This window comes from Mycobacterium sp. 155 (assembly GCF_000373905.1).
Lineage (GTDB): Bacteria > Actinomycetota > Actinomycetes > Mycobacteriales > Mycobacteriaceae > Mycobacterium.
This window is the reverse complement of the sequence record NZ_KB892705.1, coordinates 3,916,638-3,934,864: the sequence shown is the minus strand read 5'-3', so window position 1 is coordinate 3,934,864 and position 18,227 is coordinate 3,916,638. Positions and strand designations below refer to the sequence as shown.

Annotated in this window: 14 protein-coding genes and 1 pseudogene; 7 read left to right on the top strand and 8 right to left on the bottom strand. The window is 65.2% G+C overall.

The annotated features are described in order from the left end of the window. Positions 1–84 precede the first annotated feature (84 nt). Entirely contained in the window at positions 85–462 is a 378-nt protein-coding gene (locus B133_RS0118665) for a metalloregulator ArsR/SmtB family transcription factor (protein ID WP_018603210.1), read from the top strand. After that, positions 459–2,084: a SulP family inorganic anion transporter gene (locus B133_RS0118660; RefSeq protein ID WP_018603209.1), complete on the top strand. Its 1,626-nt coding sequence runs from the start codon at positions 459–461 to the stop codon at positions 2,082–2,084. The genes B133_RS0118665 and B133_RS0118660 overlap by 4 nt, the downstream gene beginning before the upstream one ends. A 6-nt stretch (positions 2,085–2,090) precedes the next feature. On the opposite strand, the gene B133_RS0118655 is transcribed toward B133_RS0118660, so the two are convergent. Further along, positions 2,091–3,437: an NAD-dependent succinate-semialdehyde dehydrogenase gene (locus B133_RS0118655; RefSeq protein ID WP_018603208.1), complete on the bottom strand. Its 1,347-nt coding sequence runs from the start codon at positions 3,435–3,437 to the stop codon at positions 2,091–2,093. A 122-nt stretch (positions 3,438–3,559) separates the two neighbouring features. Between B133_RS0118655 and B133_RS0118650 the strand changes: the two genes are divergently transcribed. Beyond that, positions 3,560–4,411 (top strand): LLM class F420-dependent oxidoreductase, encoded by an 852-nt coding sequence (locus B133_RS0118650; RefSeq protein WP_026256610.1) that lies wholly within the window; start codon positions 3,560–3,562, stop codon positions 4,409–4,411. Between the two features lie 799 nt (positions 4,412–5,210). Here B133_RS0118650 and B133_RS0118640 read toward each other — a convergent pair. The 5 genes and pseudogenes from B133_RS0118640 to B133_RS0118620 form a co-directional block, all read right to left on the bottom strand. Then, complete coding sequence (locus tag B133_RS0118640; RefSeq protein WP_018603205.1) at positions 5,211–6,677, bottom strand: glutamate synthase subunit beta; 1,467 nt, start codon at positions 6,675–6,677, stop codon at positions 5,211–5,213. Next, entirely contained in the window at positions 6,670–11,265 is a 4,596-nt protein-coding gene (gltB, locus tag B133_RS0118635) for a glutamate synthase large subunit (protein ID WP_018603203.1), read from the bottom strand. Before gltB ends, B133_RS0118640 begins: the two co-directional genes overlap by 8 nt. Positions 11,266–11,661: 396 nt before the next feature. Continuing rightward, positions 11,662–11,864: pseudogene (locus tag B133_RS25050) on the bottom strand (hypothetical protein); the annotation flags it as partial. Between the two features lie 119 nt (positions 11,865–11,983). Next, a complete protein-coding gene (locus B133_RS0118625) occupies positions 11,984–12,883 on the bottom strand; it encodes a DNA-3-methyladenine glycosylase (RefSeq protein ID WP_018603199.1) in 900 nt (299 codons plus the stop codon). A gap of 55 nt (positions 12,884–12,938) precedes the next feature. Continuing rightward, on the bottom strand, positions 12,939–13,757 hold the full coding sequence (locus tag B133_RS0118620) for a class I SAM-dependent methyltransferase (protein WP_026256609.1): 819 nt from the start codon (positions 13,755–13,757) through the stop codon (positions 12,939–12,941). Between the two features lie 223 nt (positions 13,758–13,980). Here B133_RS0118620 and msrA point away from each other — a divergent pair, with 223 nt between their 5' ends. Further along, on the top strand, positions 13,981–14,496 hold the full coding sequence (gene msrA, locus B133_RS0118615; protein WP_018603195.1) for a peptide-methionine (S)-S-oxide reductase MsrA: 516 nt from the start codon (positions 13,981–13,983) through the stop codon (positions 14,494–14,496). Positions 14,497–14,499: 3 nt separating this feature from the next. Here msrA and B133_RS0118610 read toward each other — a convergent pair whose 3' ends face one another. Continuing rightward, positions 14,500–15,843: a cytochrome P450 gene (locus tag B133_RS0118610; protein WP_018603192.1), complete on the bottom strand. Its 1,344-nt coding sequence runs from the start codon at positions 15,841–15,843 to the stop codon at positions 14,500–14,502. A gap of 90 nt (positions 15,844–15,933) precedes the next feature. Between B133_RS0118610 and B133_RS0118605 the strand changes: the two genes are divergently transcribed. Further along, positions 15,934–16,554: a TetR/AcrR family transcriptional regulator gene (locus B133_RS0118605; protein ID WP_018603190.1), complete on the top strand. Its 621-nt coding sequence runs from the start codon at positions 15,934–15,936 to the stop codon at positions 16,552–16,554. 139 nt (positions 16,555–16,693) lie between these two features. Here the strand turns inward: B133_RS0118605 and B133_RS0118600 are convergent, their stop codons facing one another. Beyond that, on the bottom strand, positions 16,694–17,251 hold the full coding sequence (locus B133_RS0118600; protein ID WP_018603188.1) for a hypothetical protein: 558 nt from the start codon (positions 17,249–17,251) through the stop codon (positions 16,694–16,696). Between the two features lie 128 nt (positions 17,252–17,379). On the opposite strand from B133_RS0118600, the gene B133_RS0118595 reads away from it, so the two are divergent. Next, positions 17,380–17,760, top strand: coding sequence for a helix-turn-helix transcriptional regulator (locus B133_RS0118595; RefSeq protein ID WP_369751500.1), 381 nt, complete (start codon positions 17,380–17,382; stop codon positions 17,758–17,760). Between the two features lie 5 nt (positions 17,761–17,765). Continuing rightward, a complete protein-coding gene (locus B133_RS0118590) occupies positions 17,766–18,176 on the top strand; it encodes a VOC family protein (RefSeq protein ID WP_018603184.1) in 411 nt (136 codons plus the stop codon). Positions 18,177–18,227: the final 51 nt, after the last annotated feature.

Here is an 18,227-nt window from a genome sequence, read left to right as displayed (position 1 = left end):
AGTGTGCCCGGTTGCGGTGCGCACGGGCATCCGGCTATCCTGGATTGAGATTTTCTTCAATCCACCAATTCATCAGGTCGCATCGTGCCCCATCGCTTCTTCGGCAGCCCCGAACAACCGCTGTACGAGATCAAGGCCAACCTGTTCAAGGCCCTGGCCCATCCGGCGCGGATCCGCATCCTCGAAATCCTTTCCGCCAGCGGTGAACCGACCCCCGTCAGCGAAATTCTCGCCGAGATTGACATCGAGCCGACGCTGCTCTCGCAGCACCTGGCGGTACTGAAACGTCACCATGTGGTCAGCGGCCAGCGCGTCGGTAACGCGGTGTTCTACGAACTGGCCCACCCCAAGATCTCCGAGCTGCTGGTGATCGCCCGAACCTTCCTGGCCGACACACTGGGCGCGCAACGCGATCAGCTGGAGGCACTGCAGACGCTCCCGCCCATCGGGCAACAGCTGTGATCGCGCGGCTGCTGCCTCAGCGCGACGATTACACCGAGCTTCCGCGTTCATGGCGCCGGGACATCCTGGCGGGGGTGACAGTCGGCGTGGTGGCGCTGCCGTTGGCGTTGGCATTCGGGATCAGCTCGGGCGTCGGGGCTGCCGCAGGCCTCATCACGGCGGTGGTGGCCGGGCTGGTCGCTGCTGTGTTCGGCGGTTCGCACGTCCAGGTGTCTGGGCCGACCGGAGCGATGGCGGTGGTGCTCGCCCCGATCGTCGCCCAACACGGGCTGGGCAGCATCGCGTTGGTGACGGTGGTGGGAGGCCTGCTGGTGCTGGCGGCCGGCGTCACCGGGTTGGGCCGGGCCGTGACGTTCATTCCGTGGCCGGTGATCGAGGGGTTCACCCTGGGCATCGCGACCATCATTTTCCTGCAGCAGGTTCCCGCTGCCTTCGCCCAGGCAGCACCGGCCGGTGAGCGCACGTTGCCCGCCGCGTTCACTGTCATCGCCCACGCCGACTGGGCGGCCGCGGCGACCACCCTTGGCGTGGTTGCCGTTGTCGCGCTTCTCATGATCGCGCTCCCCCGAGTGCACCGGGCAATTCCCGAATCCCTTACCGCCGTGGTCATCGTCACGCTTCTGGTCGCAGTGCTGCACATCCCGGTTGCCGCGATCGGTGAATTACCGTCGCACTTGCCGGCGCCGGTGCTGCCCCACACCGACCTGGGCGCCATGCGCGCGTTGCTCGGTGCCGCACTGGCCATCGCCGCACTGGCGGCCATCGAATCGCTGTTGTCGGCGCGGGTTGCCGCGACCATGTCGCCAACTGGGCCATACGATCCCGACCGCGAATTGGTCGGTCAGGGCCTGGCCTCGGTGGCCTCAGGTGTGTTCGGCGGCATGCCCGCGACCGGAGCGATCGCGCGCACCGCGGTCAACGTCCGCTCCGGCGCCAGGACACGGGTGGCGGCGATCGTGCACTCGCTGGTCCTGCTGGGCGTGGTGTACCTGGCGACCGGGCCGGTGTCGACGATTCCGCTCGCCGCGCTGGCCGGGGTTCTGATGGTGACGTCGTTCCGGATGATCTCGGTGGGCACGATCCGAAAGATCCTGCGCTCCACCCGCTCTGATGCCTTGACCTTTGTGCTGACCGCCGTCGTGACCGTGTGCTTCGACCTCATCGAAGCCGTTGAGATCGGCATCGTGGTGGCCGCCTTCTTCGCATTGCGTTCGATTTCCCACCGCAGCAGTGTGGTTCGCGAGGAGCTGCCCGGGCCCGAATTGCCCGGTGACGACGAGATAGCGTTGCTGCGCCTCGACGGTGCGATGTTCTTCGGTGCGGCCGAGCGCATTTCGAATGCGATCATCGACACCGAGCACCCCCGCACATCTGTCGTCATCATCCGGATGTCGCAACTCGGCATGCTCGACGCGACGGGCGCCCACACCCTCGCGGAGATCGCCACCGAGCTGGAGTCACGCGGAATCACGGTGATCATCAAGGGTGTTCGCCCCGAACACATCGAGTTGCTGGCCAATGTCGGCGTGTTCGAGTCACTGCGCCACGAGAACCACTTGGTCGATTCGCTCGAGGACGCGGTCGAACATGCGCGCACGCACGTCGCGCACCGCCCGCATTGAGGCCCGTCAACCCGCGATGCGGATCAGCTTCTTGTTGACGAATTCATCGATGCCGTACCTGCCGAGCTCGCGTCCGTAACCGGAGCGCTTGACCCCGCCGAACGGCAACTCGACACCTTCGGCGCCGACGGCGTTGACGAACACCATGCCCGCCTCGATCCGATCGGCGACCCGCCTGGCCTGCTCCGGATCGGTGGTGAAGACGTAGGAGCCAAGCCCGAACGGAGTGTCGTTGGCGACGGCCACCGCCTCGTCCTCCGAGCCGACCTTGTACACCACGGCCACCGGACCGAACAGCTCCTGGCCATGGATCGGGTTGTCCTCGGTGACGCCGGTCAGCACACCGGGCGGGAAGAACGCGCCCTGGCGCTCCCCGGCCGACGTCAACTTCGCACCCGCGTCCACCGCGGTTTTCACCTGGTGTTCCAGCGTCTCAGCCGCCCGCAGCGAGGACAATGGCGCGACCCCATCCGCGGCAGCCAGGATCTTCTCGGTGAACTTCGTCAGGAAGTCGTCATAGATGTCCTCGGCGACGATGAACCGCTTGGCCGCATTACAAGCCTGTCCGGTGTTCTCCATCCTGCCGGCCACGGCCGATTCAACCGTCGCGTCGAGATCGTCGGTCGACAGCACGACGAACGGATCGGAGCCGCCGAGCTCGAGCACGCACTTCTTCAGGTGGCGTCCGGCGATCTCGGCGACCGCGGCACCGGCCCGCTCCGAGCCGGTGAGCGAGACCGCCGCGACCCGTGGGTCGGCGATCATCTCGGCAACCTGCTCATTGGTGGCACGGATGTCGACGTAGGCGCCCTGCGGGAATCCGGCCTCCAGGAAGATCAACTGCAGCAGTTCGGCCGACTCAGGGCACTGCGGCGCATGCTTGAGCAGAATCGTGTTGCCCACCACCAGATTTGGGCCGGCGAACCGCGCCACCTGGTAGTACGGGTAATTCCACGGCATGATTCCGAGCAGTACACCGATGGGCCCGCGCTTGACCACCGCGGTGCCTTCCCCGTCGAGCAACGTGATCTCCTCGTCGGCGAGGAACCTTTCGGCGTTGTCGGCGTAGTACTGGTAGATCGCGGCGCAGAAGTCGACCTCGCCCAGGCATTGGTCCATGGGCTTGCCCATCTCGCGGTTGATGACCTTCGCCAGTTGCTCGCGACGCTTCTTGTGCAGCTTGGCGACCTTCCCGAGAAGCACGGCACGGTCGGCCACCGTGGTGGTACGCGGCCACGTGCGGGCGGTCTTGGCAGTGGCATCGATCGCGGCCTCGATCTGGGCATCCGTTGCGGTCGGATAAGTGGCGACGACTTCCGCGGTTGCCGGGTCGGTGACTGCATACTCGCTCATAGTTCGCTCCTGGCCGCTTCGAGGGTGCACTCCCACGCGAGATTACCCAGCGCATTCCGAAATCGGCCCGGAAGCAAACCCGAGCAGGAAATATTCACCTACGCCGACTAGTTTCGATGTACGTGCGATTCGCCTTCAAAACTTCTCCGCAGAACACCGCCTGGGCCGACATGCTCGCCATTTGGCGCGCGGCCGACACCATCGACGTCTACGAATCGGGCTGGACATTCGACCACTTCTACCCGATCTTCTCCGATCCAACCGGCCCCTGTCTTGAGGGTTGGACCACGCTGACCGCGCTGGCCCAAGCGACCGAACGACTCCGCGTCGGCGTGCTCGTCACCGGCATCCACTACCGCCATCCCGCCGTGCTGGCCAATATGGCCGCGGCCCTTGACATCATCTCCGACGGACGCCTGGAGTTGGGCATCGGCGCCGGCTGGAACGAAGAGGAATCCGGCGCCTACGGCATCGAACTCGGCAGCATCAAGGAACGTTTCGACCGCTTCGAGGAGGCCTGTGAGGTGCTCAAGGGTCTGCTGAGCCAAGAGACGACGACGTTCGACGGCAAGTACTACCAACTCAAGGACGCCCGCAACGAACCCAAGGGCCCGCAGCAGCCGCACCCGCCGTTCTGCATCGGCGGCAGCGGTGAGAAGCGCACGTTGCGGATCACCGCCAAGTACGCCGATCACTGGAACTTTGTCGGCGGATCACCCGAGGAGTTCGCCCGCAAGCGCGACGTGCTGGCCGCCCACTGCGCCGATCTCGGTCGCGATCCGAAGGAGATCACGCTGTCAGCCCACATTCGCCTGGGCGCGGACCGCGACTACGCAAAGGTCGTCGATGAGGCCGCCGCACTCGGAGCCGAGGGGCTGGATCTGGCGATCATCTACCTGCCGCCGCCCTACGACCCGGCGGTGTTGGAACCGCTCGCCGAGACGATCCGGGATTCGGGCCAGCTGAGCGCGTAGCTCGGTAGCCGGCCCCACGGCGCCCGGCCGCGCCTACCAGCACAGCCGGGCGCGGTCGGTCGGCGAAACACTTTTGCTCAACGGCGCTGATACGACTCGTTATCTCGGGCACGAACTGACAAACTTGCCGAAGCAAATGCGGGCCCTCAGGCCACTACGACCACGGACGAAGATACGTACCGAGGTCTTAAACTCCGAAGCGAAGTAGCTCGTCGGCCGTCATGAGACGTTCATTCTTGGCCGGAAACTCGCGGCTCTTCACGGGGTGGCGGAACCATGACCAGGCGATTCGTCCCATCCGCGACCGACTCAGCGGCATGTTGTACACGGTGATCACTCCTGCGATGTTTTGATAGCTGTGCCCGTGGCTCTACGTTACCGCAGCACTCTCATAAAGTCATTAGATACCTGTTCGTTGGCAAACAGTGTATGCCACGCCGCAAAAACAACTGATGTTTCTGGTGATACTAGTGTGATAGAAGTGGCGATAAATTCGCCTCTACCCGTGGCCTGCATCACTTCCTGGACGCCATCTCACCCGAACATCACGATGCCGTAACAAAGCGGGCAAAGAATAAGAAATTGCCATGAAAGATCGTGCGGTAGACGCTGTCGAGGTCTTTCACACTGTCAGTGCCGTGAACTCCGGCATGCAACGTGGTCGCGCCGTGCCGACGGCACCGCGAGCGCAGCCACTCGCCAAGGGCGGTTGAACGGATCAGATTCCCCGCAGCGCCGGCGCGCCGCAGAGCCGTCTGCCCGCTAGCTCATCGCTACCATCGGCTCTTCGCGCAAGCGCTCATCGCTGCGGAGCGGCGGTCGGCTTTATCGGCACCGGCAACGCAGTGTGACCCATCAGGTAGCGGTCGACGCCGGCCGCTGCAGCGCGACCCTCTGCGATCGCCCACACGATCAGAGACTGCCCACGCCCCATGTCGCCTGCGACGAACACGCCCGGCTCGGTGGTCTGGAAGTCCTTGTCACGCGCCACATTTCCACGGTCGGTCAGCTCGACACCCAGCTCGGTCAGCAGGCCTTCCCGCTCGGGGCCTACGAAACCCATTGCCAGGAACACGATGTCAGCGTCCAGCTCGAAGTCCGAGCCGTCGACCTTCTCGAACTTCCCCGCGTTCATAACGACCTCGTGCACCTTGAGCGAGGTCACCCGCCCGTCGGCACCGGCGAACTGCTCGGTATTGACCGAAAAGACCCGCTCGCCACCCTCCTCGTGCGCGCTGGATACCCGGAACATCAGCGGATAGGTCGGCCACGGGGTCGAATCTGCGCGGGCCTCCGGTGGCCGCGGCATGATCTCGAACTGGTGGATGCTCGCCGCGCCCTGCCGGTGTGCGGTGCCCAGGCAGTCCGCGCCGGTGTCGCCGCCGCCGATGATGACGACCTTCTTGCCTTTGGCGGTGATGGGCGGTTCGCCGTCGGAACCCAGCACATCGTCGCCCTCCTGGGCCCGGTTGGCCCACGGCAGATACTCCATGGCCTGGTGAATGCCGTCGAGTTCACGGCCCGGGATCGGCAGGTCGCGCCAGGCGGTCGCACCGCCGGCGAGCACCACAGCATCGAAGTCTTCGCGCAGCTGCTCGACTGTGAGGTCCACGCCGACGTTGACACCCGTACGGAACTTGGTGCCCTCGGCCGTCATCTGCTCGAGACGGCGGTCGATGTGGCGCTTCTCCATCTTGAACTCGGGGATGCCGTACCGCAGCAGACCACCGATACGGTCGGCGCGCTCGAACACCGTGACGTCGTGCCCGGCGCGGGTCAGCTGCTGAGCCGCGGCCAGGCCTGCGGGCCCGGATCCGACAACCGCAACCTTCTTGCCGCTCAACACATCCGGTGGCAGTGGTTTGACCCAGCCCTGCTCGAAGGCGTTGTCGATGATCTCGACCTCGACCTGCTTGATGGTCACCGGATCCTGGTTGATGCCCAGCACACACGACGCCTCACAGGGCGCCGGGCATAGCCGGCCGGTAAACTCCGGGAAGTTGTTGGTCGCGTGCAAACGCTCGATCGCGTCACGCCACCGGCCCCGGAACACCATGTCGTTCCACTCGGGGATCAGATTGCCCAGCGGGCAGCCGTTGTGGCAGAACGGGATACCGCAGTCCATGCAACGTGATGCCTGCACCTGCAGAGCGTCGTGGGAGAAGTCTTCGTAGACCTCTTTCCAGTCCTTCAACCGCAGCGGCACCGGCCGGCGGGCCGGCAGTTCGCGGGTGGTGTGCTTGAGGAAACCGCTCGGATCAGCCACGAGCCGCCGCCATGATCGATTCGTTGACATCAGAACCGGCAGCCTCAGCTTCAGCGATCGCCGCCAGCACCCGTTTGTAATCCCGCGGCATTACCTTCACGAAGTTCTCCGTCTCGCCATCCCAGTCGGCCAGAATCCGCTGTCCCACGGCCGAATCCGTCGCGTCGACGTGCGCGGTGATCATACCGCGCAGCCATTCGCGGTCGGTGCCGTCCAAACCGTCAAGATCGACCATCTCCGCATTCACATTCTGCGGGAACGTACCGGCCGGGTCGTACACATAGGCCATGCCACCGGACATGCCCGCGGCGAAGTTGCGTCCGGTGGCACCGAGGATGACCACCTTGCCGCCGGTCATGTACTCACAGCCGTGGTCGCCTACCCCCTCCACGACGGCGTGCGCACCCGAGTTGCGGACGGCGAACCGCTCGCCCACTACACCGCGCAGGAAGGCCTGACCGCTGGTGGCGCCGAACAGGATCACGTTGCCGCCGATGATGTTGTTCTCGGCAACGTAACCGGCCGGCGCATTGTCGGAGGGCCGGACCACGATGCGACCGCCCGAAAGGCCCTTGCCGACATAGTCGTTGGCGTCGCCGTACACCCGCAGCGTAATGCCACGCGGCACGAATGCGCCGAAGCTGTTGCCAGCGGAGCCCTCGAACGTGATATCGATGGTTCCGTCCGGAAGCCCCTGCTCGCCATAGGCTTTGGTGACCTCGTGGCCCAACATGGTGCCTACGGTGCGGTTGACGTTGGTGATCTTGGTCGAGAAACGGACCGGCGTAGCCGTGTCCAATGCTTCGCGGCTCTGAACGATGAGCTGCTGATCGAGCGCCTTGTCCAGACCGTGGTCTTGGCGCGAACTGCAGTACAGGTCCTGATTCATGAAGGCCGATTCCGGCTCGTGCAACACCGGCGACAGGTCGAGCTTGTAGGCCTTCCAGTGCTCGGCGGCGCGGCTGGTGTCCAGCATGTCGACCTGGCCGACCATCTCATTGACCGTGCGGAAGCCCAACTGGGCCATGAGTTCGCGGACTTCCTCGGCGATGAACATGAAGAAGTTCTCGACGAACTCGGGCTTGCCGTTGAAGCGCGCGCGCAGCGCCGGGTTCTGGGTGGCCACGCCCACCGGGCAGGTGTCGAGGTGGCAGACCCGCATCATGATGCAGCCCGACACCACCAGCGGAGCGGTGGCGAAGCCGAACTCCTCGGCGCCCAACAGCGCGGCGACGACCACGTCGCGGCCCGTCTTGAGCTGACCGTCCACCTGTACCACGATCCGGTCGCGAAGCCCGTTCAGCAGCAGCGTTTGCTGAGTCTCGGCCAGGCCCAGTTCCCAGGGGGCGCCCGCATGCTTCTGCGAAGTCAGTGGGGTGGCACCCGTGCCGCCGTCGTGCCCGGAGATGAGCACCACGTCGGCGTGCGCTTTCGAAACACCCGCGGCCACGGTTCCGACGCCGTTCTCACTCACCAGCTTGACGTGGATGCGCGCTGCCGGGTTGGCGTTCTTCAAGTCGTGGATCAGCTGCGCCAGATCCTCGATCGAGTAGATGTCGTGGTGCGGCGGCGGTGAGATGAGCCCGACGCCCGGCGTCGAATGCCGCACCTCGGCCACCCACGGGTACACCTTGTGCGCCGGAAGCTGCCCGCCCTCACCGGGCTTGGCGCCCTGGGCCATCTTGATCTGGATGTCGGTGCAGTTGGTCAGGTAGTGGCTGGTCACGCCGAACCGGGCGGATGCCACCTGCTTGATGGCACTGCGGCGCCAGTCACCGTTGGCGTCGGGCTCGAAGCGGTCGACACTCTCACCGCCCTCACCCGAGTTGGACCGGCCACCGAGCCGGTTCATCGCGATGGCCAGCGTCTCGTGGGCCTCGGCCGAGATCGAGCCGTAGCTCATCGCACCGGTGGAGAACCGCTTGACGATCTCGCTGGCGGGCTCTACCTCGTCGATCGAAATCGGCGTCCGTACACCGTCTTTGAACTTCAACAGCCCGCGCAGCGAAGCTATCCGCTCGCTCTGGTCGTCGACCAGCTGGGTGTACTCCTTGAAGACCGAGTACTGCCCGGTGCGGGTCGAGTGCTGCAGCTTGAACACCGTGTCCGGATTGAACAGGTGGTACTCGCCCTCGCGGCGCCACTGGTACTCGCCGCCGACCTCCAGTTCGCGGTGTGCCCACTCGTCGGGCCGGTCCAGGTACGCCAGCTCGTGCCGCGCGGCCACCTCGGAGGCGATGTCGTCGAGGCCGATACCGCCTGTAGGGCAGTGCAATCCGGTGAAGTACTCGTCGAGCACCCGCCGGCCGACGCCGACCGCCTGGAACAGCTGGGCACCGGTGTAGGAGGCCAGCGTAGAGATGCCCATCTTGGACATCACCTTGAGGACACCCTTGCCCGCGGCCTTCACATAGTTGGCCTTGGCCTGGTCACTGGTCAGCCCGGTGATGATGCCGCGGTCGATCATGTCCTCGATCGATTCGAACGCCATGTACGGGTTGATCGCTGCCGCGCCGAAACCACACAGCATGGCCATGTGGTGCACCTCGCGGGCGTCGCCGCATTCGACCACAAGGCCCACCTGGGTGCGGCTGCGTTCCCGGACCAGGTGATGGTGGACGGCGGAGACGGCGAGCAGTGACGGAATCGGCGCGAGCCATTCGTTGGATTCGCGGTCGGAGAGCACGATGATGCGGGCTCCGTTGCGGATGGCCTGCGACACCTTGGTGCGTACGTCCTCCAGCGCCCGGCGCAGGCCGGCGCCACCGTCGGCCACCGGGTACAGGCAGTTCACCACCGCGGCCCGCATGCCGTGCTTACGGCCGCGGATCTCGTGGTCGGGGTCGACGTCGACGAGCTTGGACAGCTCGGCGTTACGCAGGATCGGCTGCGGCAGCACAATCTGACGACACGAGTTCTCATCGGGGTTGAGCAGGTCACCCTCGGGACCGATGGCGCCCTGCAGGCTGGTGACCACCTCTTCGCGGATGGCGTCCAGCGGCGGGTTGGTCACCTGGGCGAACAGCTGCTGGAAGTAGTCGAACAGCATCCGGGGCCGCTGCGACAGCACGGCCATCGGCGTGTCGGTGCCCATCGACCCGAGCGCTTCAGCGCCGGTACGTGCCATGGGCGCGATCAGCAGGTTCAGCTCTTCGTAGGTGTAGCCGAACGCCTGCTGGCGGTGGACCACCCGGTCGTGCGGCATCTTGACGTACTTGCCCTGGGGCAGCTCGTCGATGTGGAACAGCCCGGCGTCCAACCATTCCTGGTAGGGGTGTTCGGCGGCCAGCTCGGCCTTGATCTCCTCATCGGAGACGATGCGGCCCTGGGCCATATCCACCAGGAACATCCGGCCGGGCTGAAGGCGCATCTTCTGCACCACGGTCGAGGGATCGAGATCCAAGACGCCGGCCTCGGACGCCATGACGACCAAACCGTCGTTGGTCACCCAGATACGCGACGGTCGCAGCCCGTTGCGGTCAAGCACGGCGCCGACGACGGTGCCGTCGGTGAAGCAAACCGATGCCGGACCGTCCCACGGCTCCATGAGCGAGCCGTGGTACTGATAAAAGGCCCGGCGGGCCGGGTCCATTTCCTCGTTGCGTTCCCAGGCCTCGGGAATCATCATCAGCACCGCATGGTGCAGGGGACGCCCGCCGAGGTGCAGCAGTTCGAGGACCTCGTCGAACCGGGCCGTGTCCGAGGCGCCCGGGGTACACACCGGGAAGATCTTGTTCAGGTCGTTGTGGTACCCGAACACGTCGGTGTGGATGAGCGCCTCGCGGGCCCGCATCCAGTTCTCGTTGCCGGTGACGGTGTTGATCTCACCGTTGTGGGCGATGCGGCGGAACGGATGCGCCAGCGGCCACGACGGGAAGGTGTTGGTGGAGAACCGGGAGTGCACGATGCCCAGTGCACTGGTCAGCCGTTTATCCTGTAGGTCCAGGTAGAACGCTCGCAGCTGCGGCGTGGTCAACATGCCCTTGTAGACGATCGTCTTGCCCGAAAGGCTGGGGAAATACACGGTCTCGCGGCCGGGGCCGTCCTGGCCGGGGCCCTTGGTGCCGAGTTCGTGTTCGGCGCGCTTGCGGATGACGTAGGCACGGCGTTCCAGCTCCATACCTTCGGCGCCGCCGATGAAGACCTGACGCAGCGTCGGCAAGGCGTCACGGGCCAGTGCGCCCAGCGAAGAGTCGTCGTGCGGGACGTCGCGCCAGCCCAGCAGCTTCAGCCCCTCGGCCTCGACGATCTTCTCGACTGCCTCGCACGCCAGCTTGGCGTCGCGCGAGGACTGCGGGAGGAACGCGATACCGGTGGCGTAGCTGCCCTCGGGAGGGAGCTCCAAGCCTTCTTGTTCCTTGCAGACAGCGCGCAGGAACTCGTCAGGTACCTGCAGGAGAATGCCTGCGCCGTCGCCGGTGTTGGGTTCCGCGCCCGCAGCGCCACGGTGCTCCAGGTTCAGCAGCGCCGTGATCGCCTTGTCCACGATGTCGCGACTGCGACGGCCGTGCATATCGGCGACCATCGCGACGCCGCAGGCGTCATGTTCGTATGCGGAGTTGTACAACCCGACCTTATTGGGCGCCATTACCACTAGCCCTCCAACCACGCTCAAAAGCTGGCGTAGGCCACTCGGCGAGGCAAGCCGTTCGTGCGGCGATGAACGACGGCTATGTCCGACACACCAAGTGGACAACCATAAGTGGACAAAACGATAGGGCAAATACCGTGCGGCACGCCAACTTAGCTAAGCCTAACCATATTTCCCCGCTCGACCCGTCCCATCCGTCTACCAATGTACAAGCTTCCGGAAAAGCCCTGCCCCGCTTGGGATTTCATAGCTCAGCCAAACTACTTCCAGGCCCGCACCGATCGCCCCGAGGTCTGCTCAGCAGCTATTTGTATTTGCTACACCGACTTAACAATGGCGTTATACAGTTGTTATATGAACCTGTTGGGTTTGCAGAAAAGCCTGGTCAGATTCTTAGATTTTGCTCGCGACACGCTGGAATAGCCTTTTACTGCCCGTTTCGGGCCACAGATCGAGCCAGCACAGCAGCTGCGCATTGAGCGCGACCACCATCGTAGACATCGACATCGGGACCGCTCCGACAGACATCGACATCACGAAATCGCTATCAGATCGTAGCTCGCTGCTTACCAAGGGTTTTGCTGCATCTTGCGGTAGGACTTCCAGTACAACGTCTGGATTACCGTACCGCCCAGCGGTTTTCGTCGTGTCCAGCACGCCGGCCTTCGGCAGCGTCGCCGCTATACGGGCAGGTGCGTATCCGGGTACCGCGGACTCACAGGGCCCACAGATTCGGTATCGCCTGACGGGCACCACGACGCGGATTGACCGCCAGCCCACTGGCTTCCAGTAGTCGCACCGCCCGGTGCCGATGCGGCCGCAGCGGCTCCAACAGCTCGACCATGGCCGCATCGTCGATCGGCGTACCCAATAGGCTCAACCCCACCACCTTGGCCAGGTGGTAGTCGCCGACCGACAGCGCATCGGAGTCACCGAACGCGCGTTGCACGGTCTCCGCTGCGGTCCACTCCCCTACTCCCGGTAGCGACCGCAGGCCCGCGACTGCCCGGTCCGGAGCCAGCCGCTCCAGCGCATCGGCCCGCTGCGCACAACCGACGATGGTGCGGGCCCGGCCCGGATCCACATTGGCCCGATGAAATTCCCACGACGGGATGCGTCGCCACACTTCGGCGCTAGGCACGACGCGCATCCCGCTCGGCGCAGGCCCGGGTGCCGGCGCACCGTAGCGGGTGACCAGTGCGCGCCAGGCCCGCCAGGCGTCCAGGCCCGACACCCGCTGCTCGATGATCGCCGGGATCAGTGCCTCGAGCACCCGCCCGGTGCGACCCAGCCGCAGATGGGGGGTGCGCCGATAGGCCTCGGCGATCGTCGGCTCCACCGGATCGAAGTCGCTGTCGTCGTCGGCCGCACCCAGCAGGTCCGGCAGCCCATCCAGGAACTCCGCAGTGCCGCCACCCCAGGCCTCGCAGTCGACGGTGTCGTGCGCCGTCTTGCTGATCCGGGCGGTGACCGGGCCGGTACGCATGAGGCTCGTGCGCCAGATCGCCCCGTCGGCACCGGTGCGAAAGCATGGATCACCGGCACTGCGGCGCAGCGGAACCAGCGTCAGACCGGGACTCGCCGGGCCGTTGAACACCACACTGGCGGTCGCCACCCGTCCAGGTTATGCATCGACGCCGACGTCGTAGGCCCACCACCGCTCCTCGGGCTCAGAATGCGTAGCGGTGGTACTGCGCCATGTATCGCAACACCGGCAGCATCCCCATCGCCTTCACGGTCCACCGGTAGTACCAGACCACGTGGTCGAACGAACCGTCGTCGAACGGTGACGCCCAAGCCAGCAACCGGGTGCCCGGGACGGCATCGAGAATGTCCTCGGGCTTGTTGATCGCCCAATGCAGATGAGCTCCCGCGCGCCGCACCACGGCGTTCATCCACTGCGCTTTGACGCCCAGCCAGTTGAACGCGTCGAACTGCAGTTCTCCGCAATCGAATCGGTTCACCACCCTGCGCAGCAGGGCGACCCCGTCTTGTTCGGTGAGGTACATGGTGAGGCCCTCGCCGATCATCAGTGTGGGCCTACCGGTCGGAATATCCTGCAGCCAAACGGGATCCGTAACAGAGGCGGGTACGACGTGGTAGTGCTCCGCGGCTGGGTAGAGCTCGGTGCGTAACCGCGCGACGTCGGGATAGTCGATGTCGTACCATTCGACACCCGGCCCGGGCGCCAACCGGAAGAATCGGCTGTCCAACCCGCAGCCCAGGTGTAACACGACGGCCTCGGGATGCACCGCGAGGAACTGGCGGGCCCATTTGTCGAAGTGCGCGCTGCGGGTAGTCACCGCGGGTGAGTTCGCGGCCGTGATGGTGGTCTGGCTCCAGTCGTAGTCGATGCGATCGACGATGCCCTTAGCCCAGGTGTCATGCAGAACGGAGTTCGGCAGGTCGGCATCGAGCGCCTTGGCATAGAACGTCGCGAGCATGGTCTGCGGAGCGCCGCGCAGGTCGACCTTGAGCTTTTCGGTCATGCTCGCCAGGCTAGCGCGGTAATATAGTTGGCGCACAAGAGTTTAACGCCCATCGGCGTGGTGTTCAGCCTTGCTTGGCAGCACATCTGGCCCACAGATTGCGGAGGCCGCCAGGAGTAAACCGGCGAGAGCTGCCGTTACTACTATCCGTGTGGGCCCCACGGTAGCGCCGGAGCACAATGGGACCCACTGGCCCGAAGACCCTATTGAAGGAGCGCGCGCAATGAGCAACTACTCCACGGCAATCCTGGCGGGCGGCTGCTTCTGGGGCATGGAAGATCTGATCCGCAAGCAACCGGGCGTGGTGTCGACGCAAGTGGGCTACACCGGTGGGCGCAACGATCACCCCACCTACCGCAATCATCCCGGCCATGCTGAGGCCGTCGAGATCGTCTACGACCCCGCCCAGACCGATTACCGGGCGCTGCTGGAGTTCTTCTTCCAGATCCACGATCCGAGCACCAAGGACCGGCAGGGAAACGACGTCGGCAGCAGCTACCGCTCGGCGATCTTCTACCTCGACGACGAGCAGAAACGCGTCGCACTGGACACCATCGCCGACGTCGACGCCTCGGGCCTGTGGCCGGGCAAGGTGGTCACCGAGGTCACGCCTGCCGTCGACTTCTGGGAGGCTGAGCCCGAGCACCAGGATTACCTGCAGCACTTCCCCAACGGCTACACCTGCCACTTTCCGCGGCCGGGCTGGAAGCTGCCGAAGCGCCAAACCGCCAGTCAGTAACCGCTACTGCCCCAGCGGGGTGGCGCGACGGTGCACGACGACCCGACCGCCTGACTTCGGGGTGTAGGCCACGCCGCGCGAGTGCACCTTTTCGCCGGGTGCCGTGGTGGTTTCGATGACGAAGTGCCGCAACACCGTTCGCAGCACGATGTCTATCTCGACGTTGGCGAACACCGCACCCACGCAGCGCCGGGTGCCGCCGCCGAATGGAATCCAGCCCAGGCCGGGACGGTTGCCGACGAACCGCTGCGGATCGAACCGGCCCGGGTCCGGGAACTCCTCGGGCCGTTCCTGAATCGCCGCGAGCGCGACGATGACCGAATAACCGCGCGGGATCACCCACTCGCCGAGTTCGAATGCGGGCGCGTAGACGTGGCGGCCGGCGAAATCGATGACTGTGCGGACCCGCTGTATCTCCAGGATGGTCGCCTGACGGTACTCGTTGCCGGCGGTGGCGGCCTCGGTGACCAGTTCGGCGAGCACCTCGGGGTGGCGGCTGATGCGTTCAAACGCCCACCCCAGCGTGGACGCCGTGGTTTCGTGCCCGGCAGCCAGCAGTGTGAGCAGCTCGTCGCTGATGTCCTTGCGGGACATGGCCGAACCATCCTCGTAAGTGCTGCGCAGCAGCAGCGCGAGGATGTCGTCGCGGTGCTCGAACTCGGGGTCGGATTCGATCCGCTCGATCAGCCGGTCGATCACCGCGTCGTACTGCCTGCGGTATTCGGCGAGCCGCGCCCACGGGCTGAACCGGCCGTAGTCCCGCGTCGGGTTGGGCAGCACCGCGAGCCGTGATCCGAGAGTCACCCAGGGCGGGATGATGCGCCGCAACTCGTCGAGTTGTTCTCCGTCGGCGCCGAATACCGCACGCAGGATGGCATTGAGGGTGATGCGCATCATCGGCTCGAGCGTTTCGAATTCCCGGCCCTCGGGCCAGCTGGCCGATTCGCGCAGAGTTTCCTCTTCGAAGATGGTTTCGTAGTTGCGGATGCTCTTGCCGTGGAACGGCGGCGTCAGCAGCTTGCGACGGCGCCGGTGACCGGCGCCGTCGAGCGCGAACACCGAGCCAGATCCGAGGATACGACTCAGGTTGGGCTGGATGTTGCCGACATCTTCGGTGTTGGCCTGGAACAGCTGCTTGGCCAGTTGCGGTTCGGCGACGATGACGGTGCGGCCGAACATCGGGAGGCGAAGGGTGAAGATGTCGCCGTAGCGCCGGGATATCCGTTTGACCATCCACCGCCGGGCGAACGCATACCCGGCGCCCTGGAACAGCACGGGGATCCGCGGACCGGGCGGGATCCGCATGCCGGCGACTTCGGGTTGTATGACGGTCACTGTTTCGGTCATGCCATCTCCAGCCACGTGATGGTACTGCGATGTACCACTAACGTGTGTAGTACGGTACTCCCAGGTACCAGGTGATGCAAGGGTGGTGAGATGACTGCTGCACTCGCGGGTTCCGGCGCTCCCGCCGGAACCGACACCTTCCGGCTGCGATTGCTCGACGGGCTCGCGACGGGGATCACCGACAAGGGCTACCGCGAGACCACCGTCGCCGACGTCGTCCGGTACGCCCACACCTCCAAGCGCACGTTCTACGACCAATTCTCCAGCAAGGAAGCCTGCTTCATCGAGTTACTTCGGCTCAACAACGCGCGCCTGGCCGACGAGATCCGCGCCGCCGTCGACGCCGAGGCACCCTGGCAGAGCCAGATCTCACAGGCCGTCGGCGCCTATGTCGACCACATCGAGTCCGCCCCCGCCGTGACCTTGAGCTGGATACGGGAATTGCCCGCGCTGGGCGCCCAGGCTCGTCCGCTGCAGCGCGAGGCCATGCGCGAACTAACCGACCTCCTTATCGATCTCAGTGCAAACGCCGGTTTCCGGCACGCCGAACTGCCGCGGCTGACCCGCCCGATGGCCATCATCCTGCTGGGCGGACTGCGTGAACTCACCGCGATGATCGTTGAAGACGGCCGTGAGATCCGCGAGATCTACGATCCGGCCATCGCTGCATCACAGGCCATCCTGGGACCGCGCGCGGATTCAGCCGAGTAGCAACCGCGCTAATAGGGCGAACTCCGACGCTACTCACCATGCGCCTCTGGACGCTCTGACGAGCGTGTAGGTTTTCGCGGCAAAACGCCGAAAATGCCACAGGGAGCTACCCGCTCGCCACAGCGCCTGGTACAGGACTTCACCGCCAGCTCGTGGTTGGCTCGCATTGCCGACCACTCGGCAGGACGAACGCAAACGGTCGCGGGAATCCCAGCCCGGTGACACGGGCGCCGCGAACCTCCGCGATATCAACGGGAACCACCGTTCCCGATGTCGGCTCGTAGCACTGCAGGACGTCATCGGCAGCCGCCACGATCAGCACCCAGTGCCGTGGGATACCGCGACCGCCGACGAGCATGGTGACCGGCCAGCCGGCCTCGAGCGCAGCCAGGACATCGACCAAACCATCCTGGTCGCCGCGAAACGGCCGCCAACGGTAGGCGACTCGGATGCTGTGGTGTGTCAGTGCCCGGGCCATGCCCGCCGGTGTCGCACCGAGCCGGCGTGGCCATATGCGGTTGATCTCCTCGTGAACCCGATGCTGCTCGTCGGAGAACCACTTCCGGCCGGCGGGCCCCAGCAGGGTTGCGCGATACGCCGGGTCCACCAGCAGGCCCGCCACCACCGCGACGGTAGGGCCGCATGTGACCCCGTCGCGTTGCCGCAAATCCAGCGCCGCCAGCTGTGCCGGTCTCACCGACAGCAGCCTACCGCCCGGCCCGGCGGACGCGCCGGTTCGTTTGTGGCAGCATCGAACACGTGGCCACCAGCCCCGACGTGCAACGATTGCGCGACCTCGCGCTGCTGCGCCACGTGCGTGACCGGATGGACCGCGACTATGCCCAGCCACTCGACGTGGAAGCGCTCGCCCGCGGCGTGAACATGTCGGCGGGGCATCTATCGCGGCAATTCAAGCTTGCTTACGGTGAGTCGCCGTACAGCTACCTGATGACTCGGCGCATCGAGCGTGCAATGTCGTTGTTGCGCGCCGGCGACCACCTGGTCACCGAGGTCTGTTTCGCGGTCGGCTTCTCGTCGCTAGGCACGTTCAGCACGCGCTTCACCGAACTCGTCGGCGTCCCGCCCAGCACCTACCGCCAGCAGATGGCCGACTCCACCCAGGGCATCCCGGCGTGCGTCGCCAAGCAGGTGACCAGACCGATCAGGAATCGAGAAGCGTCGAGCCCCAACCCGCAATTAGCGTGACGAACATGGATATCACCATCAGCGCAAGCTTCCTCCCGCAGAACGATCCGGATGCCGCCAGGACGTTCTACCGCGACATCCTCGGTTTCGAAATCCACAAGGACATCGGCTACAACGGTATGCACTGGATCACCGTCGGTCCGGCGGAGCAGCCCGACGTATCAATCGTGCTGTTCCCTCCCACGGCCACTCCGGGCATCACCGATGAGGAACAGCGGGTCGTCGCCGAGATGATGGCCAAGGGCACCCTCGCCAGCCTGATCCTGGCTACCAAGGATCTCGACGGCACTTTCGAACGGCTGCAGGCAACCGACGCCGAGATCATCCAGGAACCGACCGATCAGCCGTACGGCGTCCGCGACTGTGCGTTGCGGGACCCAGCCGGCAATCTCATCCGCCTCCAGGAGATTCGCTGAATGGTAGTACTTCTCACCCCGCCGACACCCACGATCGCATCCGCGGCCCTG